Genomic DNA, 16,939 nt, shown 5'->3' on the forward strand with positions numbered 1-16,939 from the left:
TAACCGTTATTTTTTTGCCAGCGCGTATAGGATAAACACCAGCAACAGGAAACCGGCTATCAGCAGCCCTATTTTCCAGGCTGATTTCGGCCGGTCTCCCGCGATGCGCCCCGTTTGGCCGTTAATGATGAAGCGGTAGGGCTTGCCGTTGTAGACGTACGCGCAAATCCAGAGCGGCAACAAAATGTGCTTAAACGTTAGGTTAGTCAAGCGGGTACTTACGTTGAGACTACGCTGGGTGTCCCCGCCTACTTCGCCGGAGCAGGCGTTTTCTTCCCGCGCCCGAATATCGGCTTCGGCCCGGCGGGTGCTATCGGGCAGGTCGATGCTGTACACTTCCGCTTCCCAGCCCAGCAGAAAACGCGGGTCATAATCAACAACGGCGGTCAGGTCATAGCTGCTGGCTTCGGCGACAGTCTCGTGCTGGTTGGCAAGCTGCTGCGAAGCCATCGTCAGTACGTCGTCGTAAAAAGCCGAATGCGAGCCACTGCGCGGCTCCCAGCGAACGCGCTGCTGTTGCTGATTAACCGTGCCGCCCTTGCCGTCGGGCACCGGCACCGTCACGTGGTAGTAGAATCCGGCTTCGGCTTGCCAGTTGGAGTCGGCTTGGGCGTCGAAGGTGAAGAAAGGGATGTAGATACCCCGAAAGTTATCGGGCGTGGCTCCAGCCTTCAAGTCGGAAGGAGCCAGCCAGTCGTCACCGATCCAGCGTTTGAACCGTTCAGCCGCCTGTTCGCGCGACAGTCGGAAGGGCAACACACCCACCGGTTCAATGAGCCGGGTTTTGCGGGCTTCGGAATTGATATTCTTGGTCCCACAAAACGCACAGGTAATCGTGGGCACGTCGGCGTTAGCGGTCAGCCTGGCTCCGCAGTTGGGGCAGCCGAACACTTGCTTTTCTTCCGTTACGGTGCTTATCAGCTGTTGGCTATTAGCCTGATGCGCGTTCAGGGGGCGCTCGTGCAGTTTATTTTTAGTGAGCGGAATCGCTTGGGTGCTCCCGCAGTGGCCGCAACTGAGTTGCTGCTTCTCGGGCGAAAACTGCATCTGTGAGCCACACGTTGAACATGGAACCCGAAACAGACCCGCCTGAGTTGGTGATTCCATTGCCTATTCGGTGCGGCTACCGGTTGGGAGATAAGAAAACAAAGGGACAATCAAAGTTTCGCTAACAACTCGGCTTTCTTGGCCGTAAACTCCTCTTCGGTCAGCACCCCAGCGTTTTTGAGGTCGGCTAATTGCTTCAGTAATTCCATCGTTTTGGCTTTATCATCGGCGGCTGGCTGAGCGTTTTGCGCGTTGGCTCCTCCCATGAAATTCCCTAAGCCGCCCATCAGGATAGACGTACCAGCCACCCCGCCTTCTTCGGCCGCTTTTTCGAGCGATACCCCCGCCTGAAACTGTTGAAAACGGGCCATATCGCCCGCCATGTTCATCTGGGTCGTCTTGTCTAGGAACGCTTCGACTTCGGGCGGCAGGCTGGTGTTCTCGATGTAGAACCGCGTCAGTTCCAATCCGTAGGGCGTGAAGTCGTTTTGCAGCATCGGATGTAGCTTTTCGCCTACCTCCTGATAGTTGCGGGCCAGGTCGAGTACCGAAACACCCAGTTCGGCCACCGTGTCGGAGAACTTACTAACAATAGCCGTGCGGAGTTGCTCTTCCAGATCGCCAATGCGTACGATGGGAGCCGTACCGCCAAACTCCCGGATAAACAGACGCCCGTCGGTAACGCGCAGCGCAAACACGCCAAACGCCCGCACCCGCACCTGCTTGAACTCCGGATCGCGCACGATGATCGGGTTCTGCGTACCCCATTTCAGGTTGGTAAATTGCCGGGTCGACACAAAATATACATCGGCTTTGAAGGGCGACTCGAACCCGAATTTCCACGACCGCAGCGTGGTCATGATCGGCATGTTTTGGGTGGTGAGTTCGTAGCGACCGGGTGGATACACGTCGGCAATCTTGCCTTCGTTCATGAACACCGCCACCTGCGACTCCCGAACGGTCAGTTGCGCTCCGTATTTGAGGTTGTTGCCGTTGTCGGGAAACTTCCAGATCACCATGTCGGACGAACCGCCGTGCGACGGTCCGACATCCACCCAGTCAATAACCTCAATTAGTTCGTTGCGAATGAAATCGAAAAGGCCCATCGGCTGGTGTTTTTTGGTTAGAATGCGTGGTCAGACCGTGGTCAAACATACGAAAAAAGCAACCCTAATCAGATTCACTTCGGTGAATGGCCGGTTAGACAGGATAAGCGGTTAGCCTACGCTAAAAAATAAAATTTGTGCTCAAAAACTCAGATTTGTGCTGGCCTACGATCTCGTTCAAAATAGCTTTGTTATCGCTCGTGTCCTTCGTCGCCACCGCCGACCGGATGGAGAACGACCGCAGCGCATCCTCCACTGACAGCGTTCCCTCGGCCGAATCTTTACGGCCCGTAAACGGAAACGTATCCGGTCCGCGCTGACACTGTGCATTAATGTTGACGCGGCTCACCAAGTTCACCAGCGGGTCGATGAGCCGGGCAATGGCGTCGGTATCAGTTCCGAAAATGCTGGCCTGCATCCCGTGATCATCCGTGATAAGGTACTCAATAAATTCCTCCTCATCGTCATAGGCCACCACCGGTACAATCGGACCAAACTGCTCTTCGCGGTAGAGCCGCATCCCTTCGCGCACCGGATACACCACTGCCGGGCGGAACAGCGACGCCAGTGTTTCGCCACCGCCTTCGTTCACGACCGACGCGCCCCCTGCTTCGGCATCGGCAATAATATCGGCTAAGTACTGCGTCTTGGCGGGTTCGGGCAGGGGCGTTATCTGCGTACCACTGTCCCAGGGCATACCGGCTTTTAGCTTGCTGACTTCGGGGTTGAAACGGCGCAGGAACTCGCCGACGATGGAGCGGTGCGCCCAGATAATTTTGATGGCGGTGCACCGCTGCCCGTTGAACGACAGCGAACCTAACAAACACTCTTTTACGGCTACGTCGAGGTCAGCATCGGGCAGGATGATGGCCGCATTCTTAGCATCGAGACTCATAATCGACCGGAGCCGGTTCAGCTTGGGGTGCTGCCGCTGTAACTCGTCGGCCACGCGGCTGGAGCCGATCAGCGTCAGCACGTTGATTTTGCCCGACTGCATCACGGGCGGCACCACGTCGGCTCCGCGCCCGTAGAGCGAGTTGACAACGCCCTTCGGGAAGCTCGTTCTGAACGCTTCCAGCAGCGGGTAATGCAGTAGCGAACCGTGTTTGGGCGTTTTGAACAGGATCGTGTTACCCATCAGAATGGCCGGGATGAGCGTCGTATAGGTTTCGTTGAGCGGATAGTTGAACGGCCCCATCGCCAACACAACACCAAGGGGCGACCGGCGAATTTGACCGATAATGCCCTCCTCCATCCTGAACCGCGACGAGTTGCGGTCCATATTCTTGAGCGTGTCGATGGTGTCGTAGATGTACTTCACCGTCCGGTCGAACTCTTTGGTGGCGTCGGCGAGGTTTTTACCAATCTCCCACATAATCAGGTTAATGACTAATTTTCGCTGTTCCAGCATCTTGCCCACAAATGTCTCCATGCAGGCAATCCGCCCGGCCACCGACATCTGCGGCCACTCGCCCCGGCCATTGTCGTAGGCGGCTACGGCCGCATCCAACGCTTCGAGCGCTTCGGTGGGACCCGCCACCGGATAACTGCCTACCAACTGGCGCTGCAACGTACCGTCGGGGCCGGGCACGCAAACCGGCGAATACACCTCAGAAACTTTACCGCTCCACTGGCGCATTTCGCCGTTGAGCAGGTACTCGCGCTGGTGAATGGGTTCGATGCGATACTCAGCCGGAATTTGCGAAACGTCGGCCGGAAACAGGTTTGACAGTGAGGAGGTTTGGGTTGCGTTCATGTGGTTTTATTAGGTTGGATTCGCTCAACAGAAGGGAGAACGGCGGCAAACTTCACCATTCGCCGGGCGATTTGCAACCCACTTTGAAACAAAACGCGCGTGCTCCCGTAGTTTAGCACCAGCCAATCACACACGGATTGACTATTCCAACCCTCCTGCCATGCCTTTACTCATCACCATTCTTGGCCTTATTGTCCTCATCCTGCTCATTTCGCACGTTCGGCTGCATACGTTTCTGGCCTTTTTGGTGGTCTCGCTGGGCGTGGGATTATTGTTGGATATGTCCCCTACCCTTATTTTAGGAGCTATCCAGACGGGTATTGGCAGTACATTAGGGTCTGTTTTGAGCATCATTGCGCTGGGAGCCATGCTGGGCAAGCTGGTGGCCCAAAGTGGGGCTGCTCAGCGCATAGCAACGAGTATGATGACGCTGGTGGGCGTTAAAAACGTTCGGTGGGCTTTTTTAGTAACGGGCTTTATCGTCGGATTACCGCTGTTCTATTCCGTTGGTTTTCTGCTGCTGGCCCCCTTAGCCATTACCGTGGCGCATCGGTACAAACTACCGGCGCTGTACGTTGGATTACCCATGCTGGCGTCGCTTTCCGTCACGCAGGGCTATCTGCCCCCGCATCCGGCTCCGCTGGCTATCCTCCATCAATTCAACGCTGATATGGGCCTGACGCTGTTCTACGGCATCATCGTAGCCATCCCCGCCATCCTTATTTCGGGAATTGTGTTCGGCTCAACGGTGAAACGATATACGACGCTCCCAAACCAATCGCTCATTGCTCCGGACCTGACCGACGAGCAGATGCCCTCAACGTCCGTCAGTTTCCTGACCGTTTTACTGCCTATTCTGCTCATCGGCGTGAGTACGGTATTGAGTCCGTCTTTGCCCAATGGCTCCTTAGCTAAACAGGCAATCTTATTCGCAGGTGAACCCGTGGTGAGTATGTCCATTTCGGTGCTGATCGCTATCCTGACGCTGGGTGTCCAACGGGGCAAGTCTATGACCGAGGTCACGGACCTGCTGGCATCTTCGATCAAAGACGTGGCTATGCTTTTCCTGATTTTCGGCGGAGCGGGCGGCTTAAAGCAGGTACTGACCGATGGTGGCGTGAGCCAGTCCATCGCCGACCTGATGCAGAACTCCTCGCTGCATCCCTACGTGCTGGGCTGGGGTGTGGCCGCTATCATCCGCGTGTGCGTGGGATCGTCTACTGTATCGGGCATCACGACGGCGGGGTTTGTGCTGCCGCTGCTGAAAGTATCGGGCGTGGAGCCGAACTTGATGGTGTTGAGTATTGGGGCGGGCAGCATGATGTTTTCGCACGTCAACGATACCGGCTTCTGGCTTTTTCGAGAGTATTTTCAGTTGTCGATGGCTGACACGCTCAAAACATGGTCCGTGATGGAAACCTTGGTCTCGGTTAGTGGCTTAGCCGGGGTAATGGCGCTGAGTTTAGTGGTTGGGTAGCAGCCCGCTGGGGAGAAACTAATTCAGTAATTGACAGAAATTACATACATTGGTCCTGTGTTGTACCCTAAGCGCACTGACCCGCTTTTCATTCATCCTTGTAAACGTGTTAACTCATGAAAAAGCCATTCTCTTTCTTACTAATCAGTTTTGTAGCCGGTGCAACCCTATCTGCCGTTCAGGCGCAAACAATCGACTTAAAACCCGTGTGGGAAACCGATACGACGTTGCGGACACCCGAATGCGTCCTGTTTGAGCCGGGCAAAAACGTACTGTACGTAGCCTGCATCAACGGGAATCCGACGCTGGAAAATAAGACCAGTTACGTTTCTAAAGTCGGTCAGGATGGCAAGGTGATCCAGTTAAAATTTACCGAAAACCTCAATTCCACCAAAGGAATGGGCATTTCGGGCGATAAACTGTACGTCACCGAGATGACGCAGGTTGTGGAAATAGCGCTGGCTACCGGCAAAATCCTCAACCGGTATCCGATTGAAGGGGCCAAATTCCTCAACGACATCGCCGTTGATGCTAAGAAGGGCGTGGTGTACGTGACGGACTCCGGCGACAGCAAAGTCTGGGCATTAACCGGGGGAAAAGCCAGTGTCGTTTTAGCCGGTGCACCGCTCAAGGGACCCAATGGTCTCCTGTTCGAGAACGATCAGTTATTGATCGGCAACGGCGACGGGTCATTGCTCACGATGAATCCAGCCACGAAGAAATTAGACACCGTAGCCAAGGGGATGGGGGGTATTGATGGCATTGTGGCTTTGGGAAACAAGGAATACGTAGTCACGGAATGGGGCGGGAAGATTTGGCACGTCCGGGCGGACGGCACCACCGAGTTGAAAATAGACACGTCGAAAGAAAAAATTAATTCAGCAGACATTGGCTATAATCCAACCACCAAAGTCCTATTTGTACCTACTTTTTTCCACAATACCGTAAAAGCCTACTCGCTTAAGTAAGTTTTATTCGAATTGGCTCGGAGCGTGAAAATTCAACGGAAATAGGGCAGTTATAAACAGAAAGAGCGCTGACTGTCAGCGCTCTTTCTGTTTATAACTGCCCTTAGTAGAGCTTTTTGTACCGGGTGCCGGACTCGAACCGGCATGTCCTTGCGAACAATGGTGTTTGAGACCATCGCGTCTACCGGTTCCGCCAACCCGGCGTTGAAATCGGTACGTGTGTCAAACGTGGGTGCAAAAGTAAGCGTTAATAGACAATGTACAATGAGTAATGTATAATTCTGTGAGGTTCCCCTTTCTTGATTATGCATTATCCATCATTCGTAACGCAACGCTTCGATGGGATCGAGTTTGGAGGCCCGCACGGCCGGGTAAATGCCCGCAAACAAGCCCACCGCTACGCAAACGACGATGCCGAGACCCATCCAGGCCCACGGCACAATGAACCCGCCCTGCCCCCGGCTAATCAGCGTAGCAATCAGGTTGCCCACGCCAAGTCCGAGAATCACCCCGCCCAGTCCGCCCAGAATACAGATCACGATGGCCTCGATCAGGAACTGCTCCCGGATGCGCTGGGGCGTGGCACCAAGCGACTTACGGATGCCAATTTCGCGGGTGCGCTCCGTCACCGACACCAGCATGATGTTGAGCAGGGCAATGGCCGCGCCCAGCAGCGTAATGAAACCGATGCCGAAGCCGCCAATGCGCAGGTAGCCGGTAATATTTCCGGTCTCTTTGGCGAGCTCGTCGGCCCGCTCAATATCGAATGAGTCGGGTTGCCCGAGCGGGTCGCGCCGAACCTGCCGCATCGTGCCCCGTGCTTCGCCAATAGCTTCGTCCTGATCCGATACGCTCGGCACCGACGCCGTGATGTCGAACGTCTGGCGCTGCGACCCGGCCAACGCGCGGGCATTGTCGAGCGGAATGAGGATGATACGATCATCACCCCCACCCGAAAAACCGCCTTTCTTGGCCAGCACACCCACAATTTTATACTGATTGCCCGACACCCGGATCACCTGATTGAGTGGGTTAAGCTTCTTTTCAAACAGCTTAGTGGCAATCTCACTGCCAATAACGGCCACGTTAAGCCCGTAATCAACATCGTTCTGAGTCAGGTTCCGGCCGCTCTGGAGAACAAATCCTTTCACGGTCAGGTAAGCCGCATCGCCCCCCGTCAACTGCACGTTGGGATTGGTTTTTTTAGAGCCGAACTTAGCCTGGGCGGCTCCGGTCACCACCGTCGACACGGCAATGGTGGCCCCGTAGGGAAACCGCCGTTTAAACTGCACAGCGTCGAAATAGTCGATGGGTTCGTCCTGTTTCTGCACCCGCCCCCCCCGCCGAAAGGCGTCCTGCCGGGCTACAATGCTAAATGTGTTGGCACCCAGTCCCGACAAACTGCTGTCTACCGAATTTTGAATTCCGTCAATAGCTGTCAGAATACCCACGAGCGAGGTAATGCCGATGGCAATAATCAACGATGTCAGGATAGTGCGCAGCCGGTTACCCAAAATGGAGCGCATGCCTTCGCGGATGTTTTCAATGAGGTTCATTTAGCACAATAATTGCTTATCTTTCGTTATGACAAAGCTACCATACGCCTTACTAATCGGAAAGCCAATGAAACGGTTGCTGTTACCGCTTATCCTTATTCTGACGCTGACAAGTTACGGTTGGGCGTCCAAAATTCTGATTCCCATGGACGATACCCAAAAGAATCACCTAAAGGCTTATGGCATTGCGTATTGGGTACTGAAAACGCACGATACCGAAATCGACTGGTTGCTCAACTACCGGGGCGGCTCGTTTATGATGCCGCAAAGTCAGGCGTTTATCAATGAAATGGTGATCCGGGGTGTTAGCTACGAAGTCATTTCTGATGCGCAGTCGGGGCAGATTTTGGCGGAAGTTGGCGCTGCCGATGCCAACATGGATGCGGTGAAGTTGCAAAAGCCGCCGAAAGTAGCCGTCTATTCGCCCAAGACTAAGCAACCCTGGGACGACGCCGTGACGATGGTTATGGCCTACGCCGAAATTCCGTACGATGTGGTGTTCGATGAAGAGGTGATGAACACCAAACTGCCCGAATACGACTGGCTCCACCTCCACCACGAAGATTTTACGGGGCAGTACGGTAAGTTTTTTCACTTCAAAGACCAGCCCTGGTACATTGCCCAAAAGCAGGAAGCCGAGTCGATTACCCGAAAATTTGGTTTCTCGAAAGTGCCCCAGTTGAAGCGGGCCGTGGCCCAGAACATCCGCGATTTTGTGCTGGGTGGCGGCTACCTGTTCGCCATGTGCAACGCCACCGATACGTACGACATTGCGCTGGCAGCCCAAAACACCGACATTGTCGATTCCTTCTACGACGGCGACCCGGCCGATCCGAACGCCAGCAACAAGTTAGATTTCAGCCAGACGTTTGCCTTCCGAAACTTCCAGGTCTACACCAACCCGTACCTGATCGAATTCTCGACCATTGACAACCAGCCCGAAGAGCGCGGTTTGAGAGAGGACAACGATTACTTTACGCTGTTTCAGTTCTCGGCCAAGTACGATCCCATTCCGACGATGCTGACGCAGAATCACCTGAACGTGATTAAGGGCTTTATGGGCCAGACGACCGCGTTCAAGAAAAACCTCATCAAGCCCGAAGTCGTGATTATGGCCGAAAATCGCTCGGCGGGTGAGGCCCGGTACATTCACTCACCCTACGGGCGGGGCTTTTTCACGTTCTATGGTGGCCACGACCCGGAAGACTACCGCCACGAAATCGGTGAGGAACCGACCGATCTTAATCTGCATCCGAACTCGGCCGGTTACCGACTGATTCTCAACAACATTCTATTCCCGGCGGCTAAGAAGAAGAAGCAGAAAACGTAAACGATGAACGCTGCAAACCGACGGGTCACCTGTCGGCTAATTTCACCGGCACGTAACTTCGGTGCTATTAAACCACTCACTCCACTCCGTTCATTAATGAATAATTTTTACAGCAACGCCAAAGCGCAGGCCGGAAAACACAATTTCAGGGGCGGTAGCTTGCTGGTGGTGGAGGACAATCCTGACCATTGGATGCTGATCCGACATGGGTTACAGCAGCAGTTGCCGGAGGTAGATTTCGCGTGGGCAGCAACCGCCCCGCAGGCCCTGGAGTATGTCCATACGGGTGTAGACCAACACTTAGAATTACCCCGGCTGATCTTACTGGATTTGTACCTGCCTGAGCGACAGGACGGTTTCAACTTTCTGACCGCGATCAGAACTGCCACGCCAGTTCTGCAACGGATACCGGTTGTTGTGCTGAGCAGTTCACATCATAAGGAGGATGTTAGGGAGGCTTATCAATTAGGCAGCTCGTCTTACTTAGTGAAACCCACCGAACCAGGCGAATGGGAAGCTTATTTCAAAGCGATTTTTGAGTATTGGGGCCGAACGGCTACGTTGCCAGGCGCCCCTCCCCGGTAGGTAGAATTGATAACCAATAGCTGCTGTTCCTAGTTTACCCGCTGCATGGTAAAAAACTACACCAAATGGGGGTTGAACAAACGGCGCAAAGACGGGTATTGGTTGTTGACGACGACGAGGACGATATATTTTTTCTGTCGGCATTGGTCAAGGCCCATTTTCCCGCTGTTACACTAACGCCAATCTCTCAAAGCGATCAGGTAATGACTTATCTACAGGACGTGGACAAGCGGCCTACCCTGATTTTTATGGACCTGGACATGCCCCTGTTAAGCGGTTTGGAGGTGCTGCTGCAAATTCGTCGGCAGGCGGATCTAAACGCGATTCCGGTTATTATCTGGTCTGGGCATCTGAATCCCGGCGACGCAGACCGCTGTTATGAGTCTGGAGCGGCAACGGTCATTGCGAAAGAAGCGTCGCTACGTGCGATACACCAGACAGTTGAAGGCATTTTCAATTATTGGTTTAACCTGGTTCGGCTACCATAGGCATAGTCTGTCAGTTTACCTTTCTAATTCGGGCTACCCAACCGCCACCGCCAGCCAGTTGAACGGGTACTTTGGCCCCTGAAGAGATCTTAATCACTTCCTTTTTGTAATCAGTACCATCGCGCCCGGCGTTCAGACCATCTTTAAAGACCTCAGCTTCGTAGGTCCCGCCGGGTAAAAAAGAAAAATCAAGCGTCAGGTCACGAGGGGTCCAGTTGGTCATGGCCCCTACAAACCAGGTATCGCCCTTCCGCCGGGCCAGAGCTACGTACTCGGCGACTTTGCCATCCAGCGCCACCGTCTCATCGAACGCAGCGGGAATTTTTGTCATAAAATCCGTGCATTCCTGCTCTTTTATGTACGCCGTGGGGCTATCCGACAGCATCTGAAAGGGCGCTTCAAAGACTACAAACTGAGCCAGTTGATTACACCGCGTACCCTTGGCTAAGGGTAAATTATTGATCGGTCGAAAATTGGCCTGATTTACATTCCGAAACGCGCCTGAGGTATAATCCATTGGTCCCGCCATCATCCGAATAAACGGGATGCTCACTGTGTAGCGGGGCTGATCTTCGTTGGCCCACTTGAAGTTCTCCAGGCCCTTCACGCCTTCGTAGCCGATGACGTTAGGGTAGGTTCGCTGTAGTCCGGTTGGCTTAAAAGCGCCGTGGTAATCGACCAGTAGCTTATTGTCGGCCGCGAGTTTGGCAATGTCGTAGAGCGATTTTACGGCTACCTGATCGTCCCGGTCAATGAAATCAATCTTGAAGCCTTTGACGCCCATCTTCGCGTAGTGCGGAAACGCTTTCTCCATCTGCTGGTTAATGACCGACCAGTAGGCCCAGATCACAACCCCCACCTTTTTCTGCTTGCCGTAATCCACAATCTCCTGCATATTCAGAGCGGGATTAACCTTCATCAAGTCTGCCCGATCCGACCAGCCAGCGTCGATCACGATGTATTTCACCTGGTTAGCCGCGGCAAAGTCAATGTAGTATTTATAGGTTTCGGTGTTGTTGCCCGCCTTGAAATCAACGTGCGAAATGGTCCGGCTACTCCACCAATCCCAGGTAGACTGCCCCGCTTCAATCCAGGACGCATCCGCAATCCTGGAAGGGGCCGCCAGTTTCTGTACAATATCGTTGTTGAGCAACTCTTTATCCTGCTCGCTGATGGCAATGGCACGCCAGGGAAATTGGCGGGTGCCCGCCGTTTTGGCAATGTACTCGGCCCGTTTGGTCGGAATCAGATTCATGTTTCCCGAACCACCCAACTGAGCTTCCAGTGGGTAAGGCGCGTAGACACTTTTAAAGCCTTTCCCACTTTCATTCAGGTTAACGTACATGCCGGGATAGTCTTCCAGGTCGGCTTCCAGCAGCACCACTTTTTTGTTCTGACCTACATCAACCAGCAGAGGCAAAAAAGCCAGCGAGTCTTTGGGAAACTGAGACAGATTAATTTCGTGATACAGCGCTTCAAACGAAGAGTTGAAGTTTTGGCCACCCCGGTAATCCCATTGAATTGGAATGAAGGCCTTGTGGTCGTCGGTGAAATTGACGTTGGCTTCTTCGGCCTTCACGATCAGTTCTCCTTTGCGCTTCGTGAAAAACCGATAGGCTACCGCGTCGTTATACACCCGAAAAATGACGCCGTAATCGCCTTTGCAATTCAGGGTAAGCTGATTGTACTGATCCGCAATAACGGCTTTCTTATAATTGATAGCCTGAATGGTGGCATTAACTTTCTGCACGGGCGCGGAGGTGATCCGGGCATTATCGCCCAGCACGTCGCCCCCTTCCAGTTGCAGGGCAATTGCCGAGGGCGCAATGAGTGGCTGCCCCTTGTGCATCACCGACCATTGCAGCTTATTGGCCGCATCGAGGTGCACGCTAAGGTTGCCGTCGGGTGATTTGAGGTCGTATTGTTTACTTAGCTGCGCCTGTAACACGAGTGAGCTTCCTAAGAACAGGAACAGAACGGCACCGTATTTTTTGCTCATCTCAATTTTAGGAGTAGGATTTGAAAAATAGACTTAACTGATCGGAAACAACTGTGTTTGTCGATGAGAATGCATTACGTTCGCCGACTAATTTCAGCTGCTCACGTGTGCAATTGCCGACTCAAAGCTACCGCCCCATACCCGGACGGCATAGGGCAGTTTGTTACCAAATGGGGGTTGCTATGTTAAGCCGTGGCCGCTTTCTGCTTCTCGGCGGCAAACTGCGAGGGAATCATTCCGTACTCCTGCTTAAAGTACTTGGCAAAGTTCTTGGGGCTGTTAAAGCCCACTTCGTAGGCCACCTCGGCCACTGTCAACTGGCTCTTGCCCAGCAGTTGAGCCGCCCGGCGCAGCCGGATGATGCGGATAAACTCAATCGGCGATTTATCCGTTAGAGCGAGCAGTTTTTTATACAGATGCACCCGGCTCATGTTCATTTCGTGGCTTAGCTCTTCTACCGAGAAGTCCGCGTTAGCCATGTTTTTCTCGACGATGGCCAGTGCTTTCTGAATCAGTTTGTCGTCGAGCGACGTAATGGTAATCTCGCCCGGTGTAATGTCTACCGGCGGCTGGAGAGCTTTCTTGAGCAGGTTCTGCTGCGCAATCAGGTTCCCGATGCGGGCGTGCAGAAGCTGTGCGTTGAAGGGCTTGGTGATGTAATCGCTGGCGCCCGTCTCAAACCCTTCCAAGCGCTGCTCTTCGGCCGAGCGGGCGGTTAGCAGCAGCACCGGAATGTGGGCCGTGTGCCGGTCGGCTTTGATCCGGCGGCAAAGCGCAATACCGTCCATTTCGGGCATCATCACGTCGCTCACGACTAAGTCGGGGCGGTGAGCTTGCACCAGATTCCAGCCTTCTCTGCCATTGGCCGCTTCCAGCAGGGTGTACTGCCGACTTAGGTTGTCTTTCAGGTAGAACCTAAAATCTTCGTTGTCTTCCACCAGCAGAATCACCGGTTTCTTAACCCCGTTTTTTGCTGGCTGACCAGTATCGGGCAATGGCACGTAGACCGCTTCGGTGGGTTCGGCGGATTCCTGAACCGGTTGGTTGAGAACCCTAAAGTCGGCTTCGGTTCGCAACGGCAACCGAACCGTAAACGTGCTGCCTTGGTTCGGTTCGCTCTGGACCGACAACGTACCGCCGTGAAGCTGCACAAACTCCTTAGTGATGGCCAGCCCAATGCCACTGCCCTGGTTGATGAGGGTGCCCGGCAGATCGCTCTGAAAAAACCGCTCGAATATTTTTTCCTGCTGCGCCGGGGCGATGCCAATGCCCGTATCGGTTACCCGAATCATCAGCCACGGTTCGACGTCGGCGGTTGGCGGGGCGTCGGCTTCTGCACCAGCGGGGTAGTGCAGGGTAAGGGCTACGTGACCCTGCTCCGGCGTGAATTTAAAGGCGTTGGACAGCAGGTTGAACAGAATCCGCTCTACCTTGTCCTGATCGAAGACCGCGTCCAGCTCCGCTACGTTGGCGTCGAACATAAAGCTGATGTGCTTGCGTTCGGAGAGGTCGGAGAACGAGTAAAAAATCTCGCGGCTGAAAGCCACAATATCCTGGCGGGTGGGGCGCAGGGTAAGGCCTTGCACCTCCATTTTCCGAAAGTCCAGCAGTTGATTAACCAAGTTCAGCAGGCGTTTGGCGTTGCGGAAAATCAACTGAAGCTGCCGCTGCCTGCCCGTGTCGTTATCGTCATAAATAAGTTGTTGCAATGGACTGATAATTAGCGTCAGTGGGGTTCGGAACTCGTGACTGACGTTGGTAAAAAACCGGGTTTTCATTTCGTCTACCTCGCGCATCTGCCGGGCATACTGCCGGTCCTGCTCTATCTGAAAGTTCAGCCGCGCCCGTTCCAGCAGCACCCAGCGAGCCAGCAGCAACAGTGCCACCACCAGCAGGCCATACAGCTCGTAGGCCACCGGACTGCGCCAGAACGGCGGCAGGACCCGGATGCGGAGCCGGATGGACGACTCGTTCCAGTCGCTGTCGTTATCGGCCACGCGCACCCGAAATACGTAATCACCGGGGTTAAGATTGGTAAACGTGGCTTTCCGAACCCGGCTGTCGGCGGTCAGCCAGTGGTCGTTGAAACCGTCTAACTTATATTGATACCGCACCTTCTCGGGATTGAGAAAATTGAGGGCGGCAAACCCAATCGAGAACACGTTTTGCCGGTGCGTCAGCGTAATGGCGTTGCTGCTGCTAATGGACTGCGTTAACGGCACCGAACCATCGACTTCCTGACCAGGCCGAACGGAATTGTTGAACACCTCGAAATCAGTCAGCACGACCGATGGCCGGATGGTTGACGGTTTTAACGTTTCGGGGCGAAAAAGGGTAAAGCCGTTCGCTCCGCCAAAAATCAATTCGCCCCGGCTGGTGCGGAGAGCCGCGTGCTGGTTAAACGCCCGGCTCGGCAAGCCATCCGATTCATCGTAGTTTTTAAACCGATACGTTGGTTCACCCGCTCCGTTCCGCCCAATGGTCAACTGCGAAATGCCATTGGGCGTACCGAGCCAGATGGCGTGGCTGGCGTCTTCCACAATGGTTTGAATGGCATTATCGGGTAATCCGTCTTCCAGTCGAAACGCCTGAAACGTTTCCGTCCTGGGGTCGAATCGATTTAATCCGTCAAAGGTGCCCACCCAGATGATACCCTGACTGTCTTCAAGCAGCGAAATGATATTGTTGTTACTCAACCCTTTAGGATCGTTATTATGGTTGTAGTACCGTCGAAACTGACCCGTCTTACCGTTCCTGATGTTGATACCGCTGGACGTGCCAACCCACAAGTTACCCGCCCGATCCTCCACAATGGAGGATATATAGTTGGAATGATTGAATCGGCTATCGCCACTCCACTGACGATAAAATCGCCGTTGCTGCCGGTCGAAACGGTCGAGACCACCGCCGAGCGTACCAATCCAGAGGGTGTGCTGGTGATCTTCAAACAGTTCCCAAATGTTGTTGTTCGACAGGCTGCCGGGCTTGCCGTCGTGCCTGTAGGTTGTAACCTGACTGCCCCGGAGAGCGTATAGCCCGCCCTGATACGTGCCAACCCAGAGCGTCTGCTCGTGGTCGAGCAGGAGGCTGACCACCACGCTGTTGGGTCCGGCAGCTTTGGCAAACGCGGCCGAAGGCGTGAAGCGATTGGCAGCCCGGTCAAAGTAGCTCAGTCCCCCGCCGTTGGTGCCAATCCAGAGATTCCCCTTTTTATCTTCCACGAAATGGTTTACGTCGTCGTGGCTCAGGCTGTTCGCATTCGCAACCCGGTGGCGATAGAGCGGAAACCGCAAACTGTTTTCGTGGTAGTAGCTGATGCCCTGCTTGAACGTGCCGACCCAGATGATGCCGTCGGCATCCCGGTGAAAATCGTAAATGCTGTTCTGACCGATAGTCGTTTCGTCGGTAGCCGCGTGGAGCAGGTAGCGAATGGTGCCATTCTTTTTGTCGATCAGGTTAATGCCACCGTGGTCAGTGCCGATCCAGATGAGGCCCCGCTCATCCTGGGTAATGTCGCGAACGAGGTTATTATTGAGCGAAACGGTCCCAAGAACGGTCTTCGCCTGATTCACCCCGCCCGGCCCGGTGGTTTGGCCGGGGCGATTCCGCTGCAGGTGGGTTAGCTGGTTGGTCCGGCTATCGAGAAAGAAAACGCCCTGGGCATCGTCGTTGGCATACAGCCACAGGTCGTTGTCGGTGTCGATAAACAGCCGGTAGTCGTGCCGGTCATTTCGGGTCATGTTCAGCAACCCATCCGTGCGATACACAACCCGGTGGGTCTGCGGGTTCAGCTTCTCCAGCAGTCCCGACCGGTGTACGAGCCAGATGTTTCCCCGATGATCTTCGTGCAGGGCCGTGAGGCTGTCATCGGCGGGGGTGCCGCTGTCGGTGGGCCGGTGACGCACCGGCTCCGTTCGTTTCGTGGCGCTCCGGTAGCGATACAGCCCGGCCGTTGTCAGCAGCCAGTAGTTGCCCCGCCGGTCTTTACGAATGTCGGTGAGGGTTGTGGCGGGCAGACCCATTGCCTGGAGGAGTGGCGGCAACTGGCGGTAGAATTGTTCGGTAACCGGGTCATACACGGCGTATCCCCGGCGCGTACTGACCCACATCCGGCCAAACGGGTCTTCAAAAATACGATTGACGTAATTATTGGGAATCGACGTCGAGTCGCTGGGTGAGTGGCGAAACACCCGGAATGAATACCCATCGTAGCGGTTCAGGCCCGACATGGTACCAACCCACAAGAAGCCCCGGCTGTCGCGGGTTATGCAGTTCACCTGATTGTTAGACAGCCCTTTGGTGGTCGTTAGCCGTTTGAACGCATACCCAGCCGATTGGGCACCGGCTTCGGACAGTAGCCCGGCCATGAGCAATGCACCTAAACCAACGATATAAACTATAACCCGCATCATGCTTCTTCCCAACTGTTCAACCCTGTGAATGCGTACGCAATACAGTATAATTTTGGCCACTTATGTAGTGGCAACTTGTTAAATTATTCGCCTTAAAGTTTGACTTATAGTAATACAAGCCGTTAAAGATAATTCATAAATGCCTACTTCAGCCAGAGTGTAGTCAAAGAAAATTTTACCGTTTTTAGCAGCAAACAGATTACGTTTTGAGGATC

Annotated in this window: 11 protein-coding genes and 1 tRNA gene; 5 read left to right on the forward strand and 7 right to left on the reverse strand. The window is 54.2% G+C overall.

What is annotated here, in order from left to right; genetic code table 11:
• Positions 1–6: 6 nt before the first annotated feature.
• From ACYVHB_RS08410 to ACYVHB_RS08420, 3 genes are all read right to left on the reverse strand, one after another.
• Entirely contained in the window at positions 7–1,107 is a 1,101-nt protein-coding gene (locus ACYVHB_RS08410; RefSeq protein WP_461051257.1) for a TFIIB-type zinc ribbon-containing protein, read from the reverse strand.
• A 50-nt stretch (positions 1,108–1,157) separates the two neighbouring features.
• Positions 1,158–2,153 (reverse strand): SPFH domain-containing protein, encoded by a 996-nt coding sequence (locus tag ACYVHB_RS08415; protein WP_461051258.1) that lies wholly within the window; start codon positions 2,151–2,153, stop codon positions 1,158–1,160.
• Between the two features lie 121 nt (positions 2,154–2,274).
• Entirely contained in the window at positions 2,275–3,909 is a 1,635-nt protein-coding gene (locus ACYVHB_RS08420) for an NADP-dependent glyceraldehyde-3-phosphate dehydrogenase (RefSeq protein WP_461051259.1), read from the reverse strand.
• A gap of 160 nt (positions 3,910–4,069) precedes the next feature.
• Here ACYVHB_RS08420 and ACYVHB_RS08425 point away from each other — a divergent pair, with 160 nt between their 5' ends.
• Together ACYVHB_RS08425 and ACYVHB_RS08430 are read left to right on the forward strand one after the other, a co-directional pair.
• Positions 4,070–5,386 (forward strand): gluconate:H+ symporter, encoded by a 1,317-nt coding sequence (locus ACYVHB_RS08425; protein ID WP_461051260.1) that lies wholly within the window; start codon positions 4,070–4,072, stop codon positions 5,384–5,386.
• 116 nt (positions 5,387–5,502) lie between these two features.
• The gene (locus ACYVHB_RS08430) at positions 5,503–6,354 is read left to right on the forward strand and encodes an NHL repeat-containing protein (protein WP_461051261.1); all 852 of its coding nucleotides are present in this window, start codon (positions 5,503–5,505) and stop codon (positions 6,352–6,354) included.
• A gap of 119 nt (positions 6,355–6,473) precedes the next feature.
• On the opposite strand, the gene ACYVHB_RS08435 is transcribed toward ACYVHB_RS08430, so the two are convergent.
• Both ACYVHB_RS08435 and ACYVHB_RS08440 read right to left on the reverse strand, forming a co-directional pair.
• A tRNA-Leu gene (locus ACYVHB_RS08435) sits at positions 6,474–6,557 on the reverse strand.
• A 114-nt stretch (positions 6,558–6,671) separates the two neighbouring features.
• Complete coding sequence (locus ACYVHB_RS08440) at positions 6,672–7,910, reverse strand: ABC transporter permease (protein ID WP_461051262.1); 1,239 nt, start codon at positions 7,908–7,910, stop codon at positions 6,672–6,674.
• Positions 7,911–7,977: 67 nt separating this feature from the next.
• Between ACYVHB_RS08440 and ACYVHB_RS08445 the strand changes: the two genes are divergently transcribed.
• The 3 genes from ACYVHB_RS08445 to ACYVHB_RS08455 all read left to right on the forward strand — a co-directional run bounded on the left by ACYVHB_RS08445 (position 7,978) and on the right by ACYVHB_RS08455 (position 10,313).
• Complete coding sequence (locus ACYVHB_RS08445) at positions 7,978–9,240, forward strand: asparagine synthetase B (RefSeq protein WP_461051541.1); 1,263 nt, start codon at positions 7,978–7,980, stop codon at positions 9,238–9,240.
• Between the two features lie 96 nt (positions 9,241–9,336).
• Positions 9,337–9,825, forward strand: coding sequence for a response regulator (locus ACYVHB_RS08450; RefSeq protein WP_461051263.1), 489 nt, complete (start codon positions 9,337–9,339; stop codon positions 9,823–9,825).
• 65 nt (positions 9,826–9,890) lie between these two features.
• Positions 9,891–10,313, forward strand: a complete 423-nt coding sequence (locus tag ACYVHB_RS08455; RefSeq protein ID WP_461051264.1) for a response regulator — start codon at positions 9,891–9,893, stop codon at positions 10,311–10,313.
• Positions 10,314–10,323: 10 nt separating this feature from the next.
• On the opposite strand, the gene ACYVHB_RS08460 is transcribed toward ACYVHB_RS08455, so the two are convergent.
• Both ACYVHB_RS08460 and ACYVHB_RS08465 read right to left on the reverse strand, forming a co-directional pair.
• Entirely contained in the window at positions 10,324–12,312 is a 1,989-nt protein-coding gene (locus ACYVHB_RS08460) for a glycoside hydrolase family 97 protein (protein WP_461051265.1), read from the reverse strand.
• A 185-nt stretch (positions 12,313–12,497) separates the two neighbouring features.
• The gene (locus ACYVHB_RS08465; protein ID WP_461051266.1) at positions 12,498–16,724 is read right to left on the reverse strand and encodes a hybrid sensor histidine kinase/response regulator transcription factor; all 4,227 of its coding nucleotides are present in this window, start codon (positions 16,722–16,724) and stop codon (positions 12,498–12,500) included.
• Between the last annotated feature and the right edge of the window lie 215 nt (positions 16,725–16,939).

Source organism: Spirosoma arcticum, assembly GCF_054779955.1.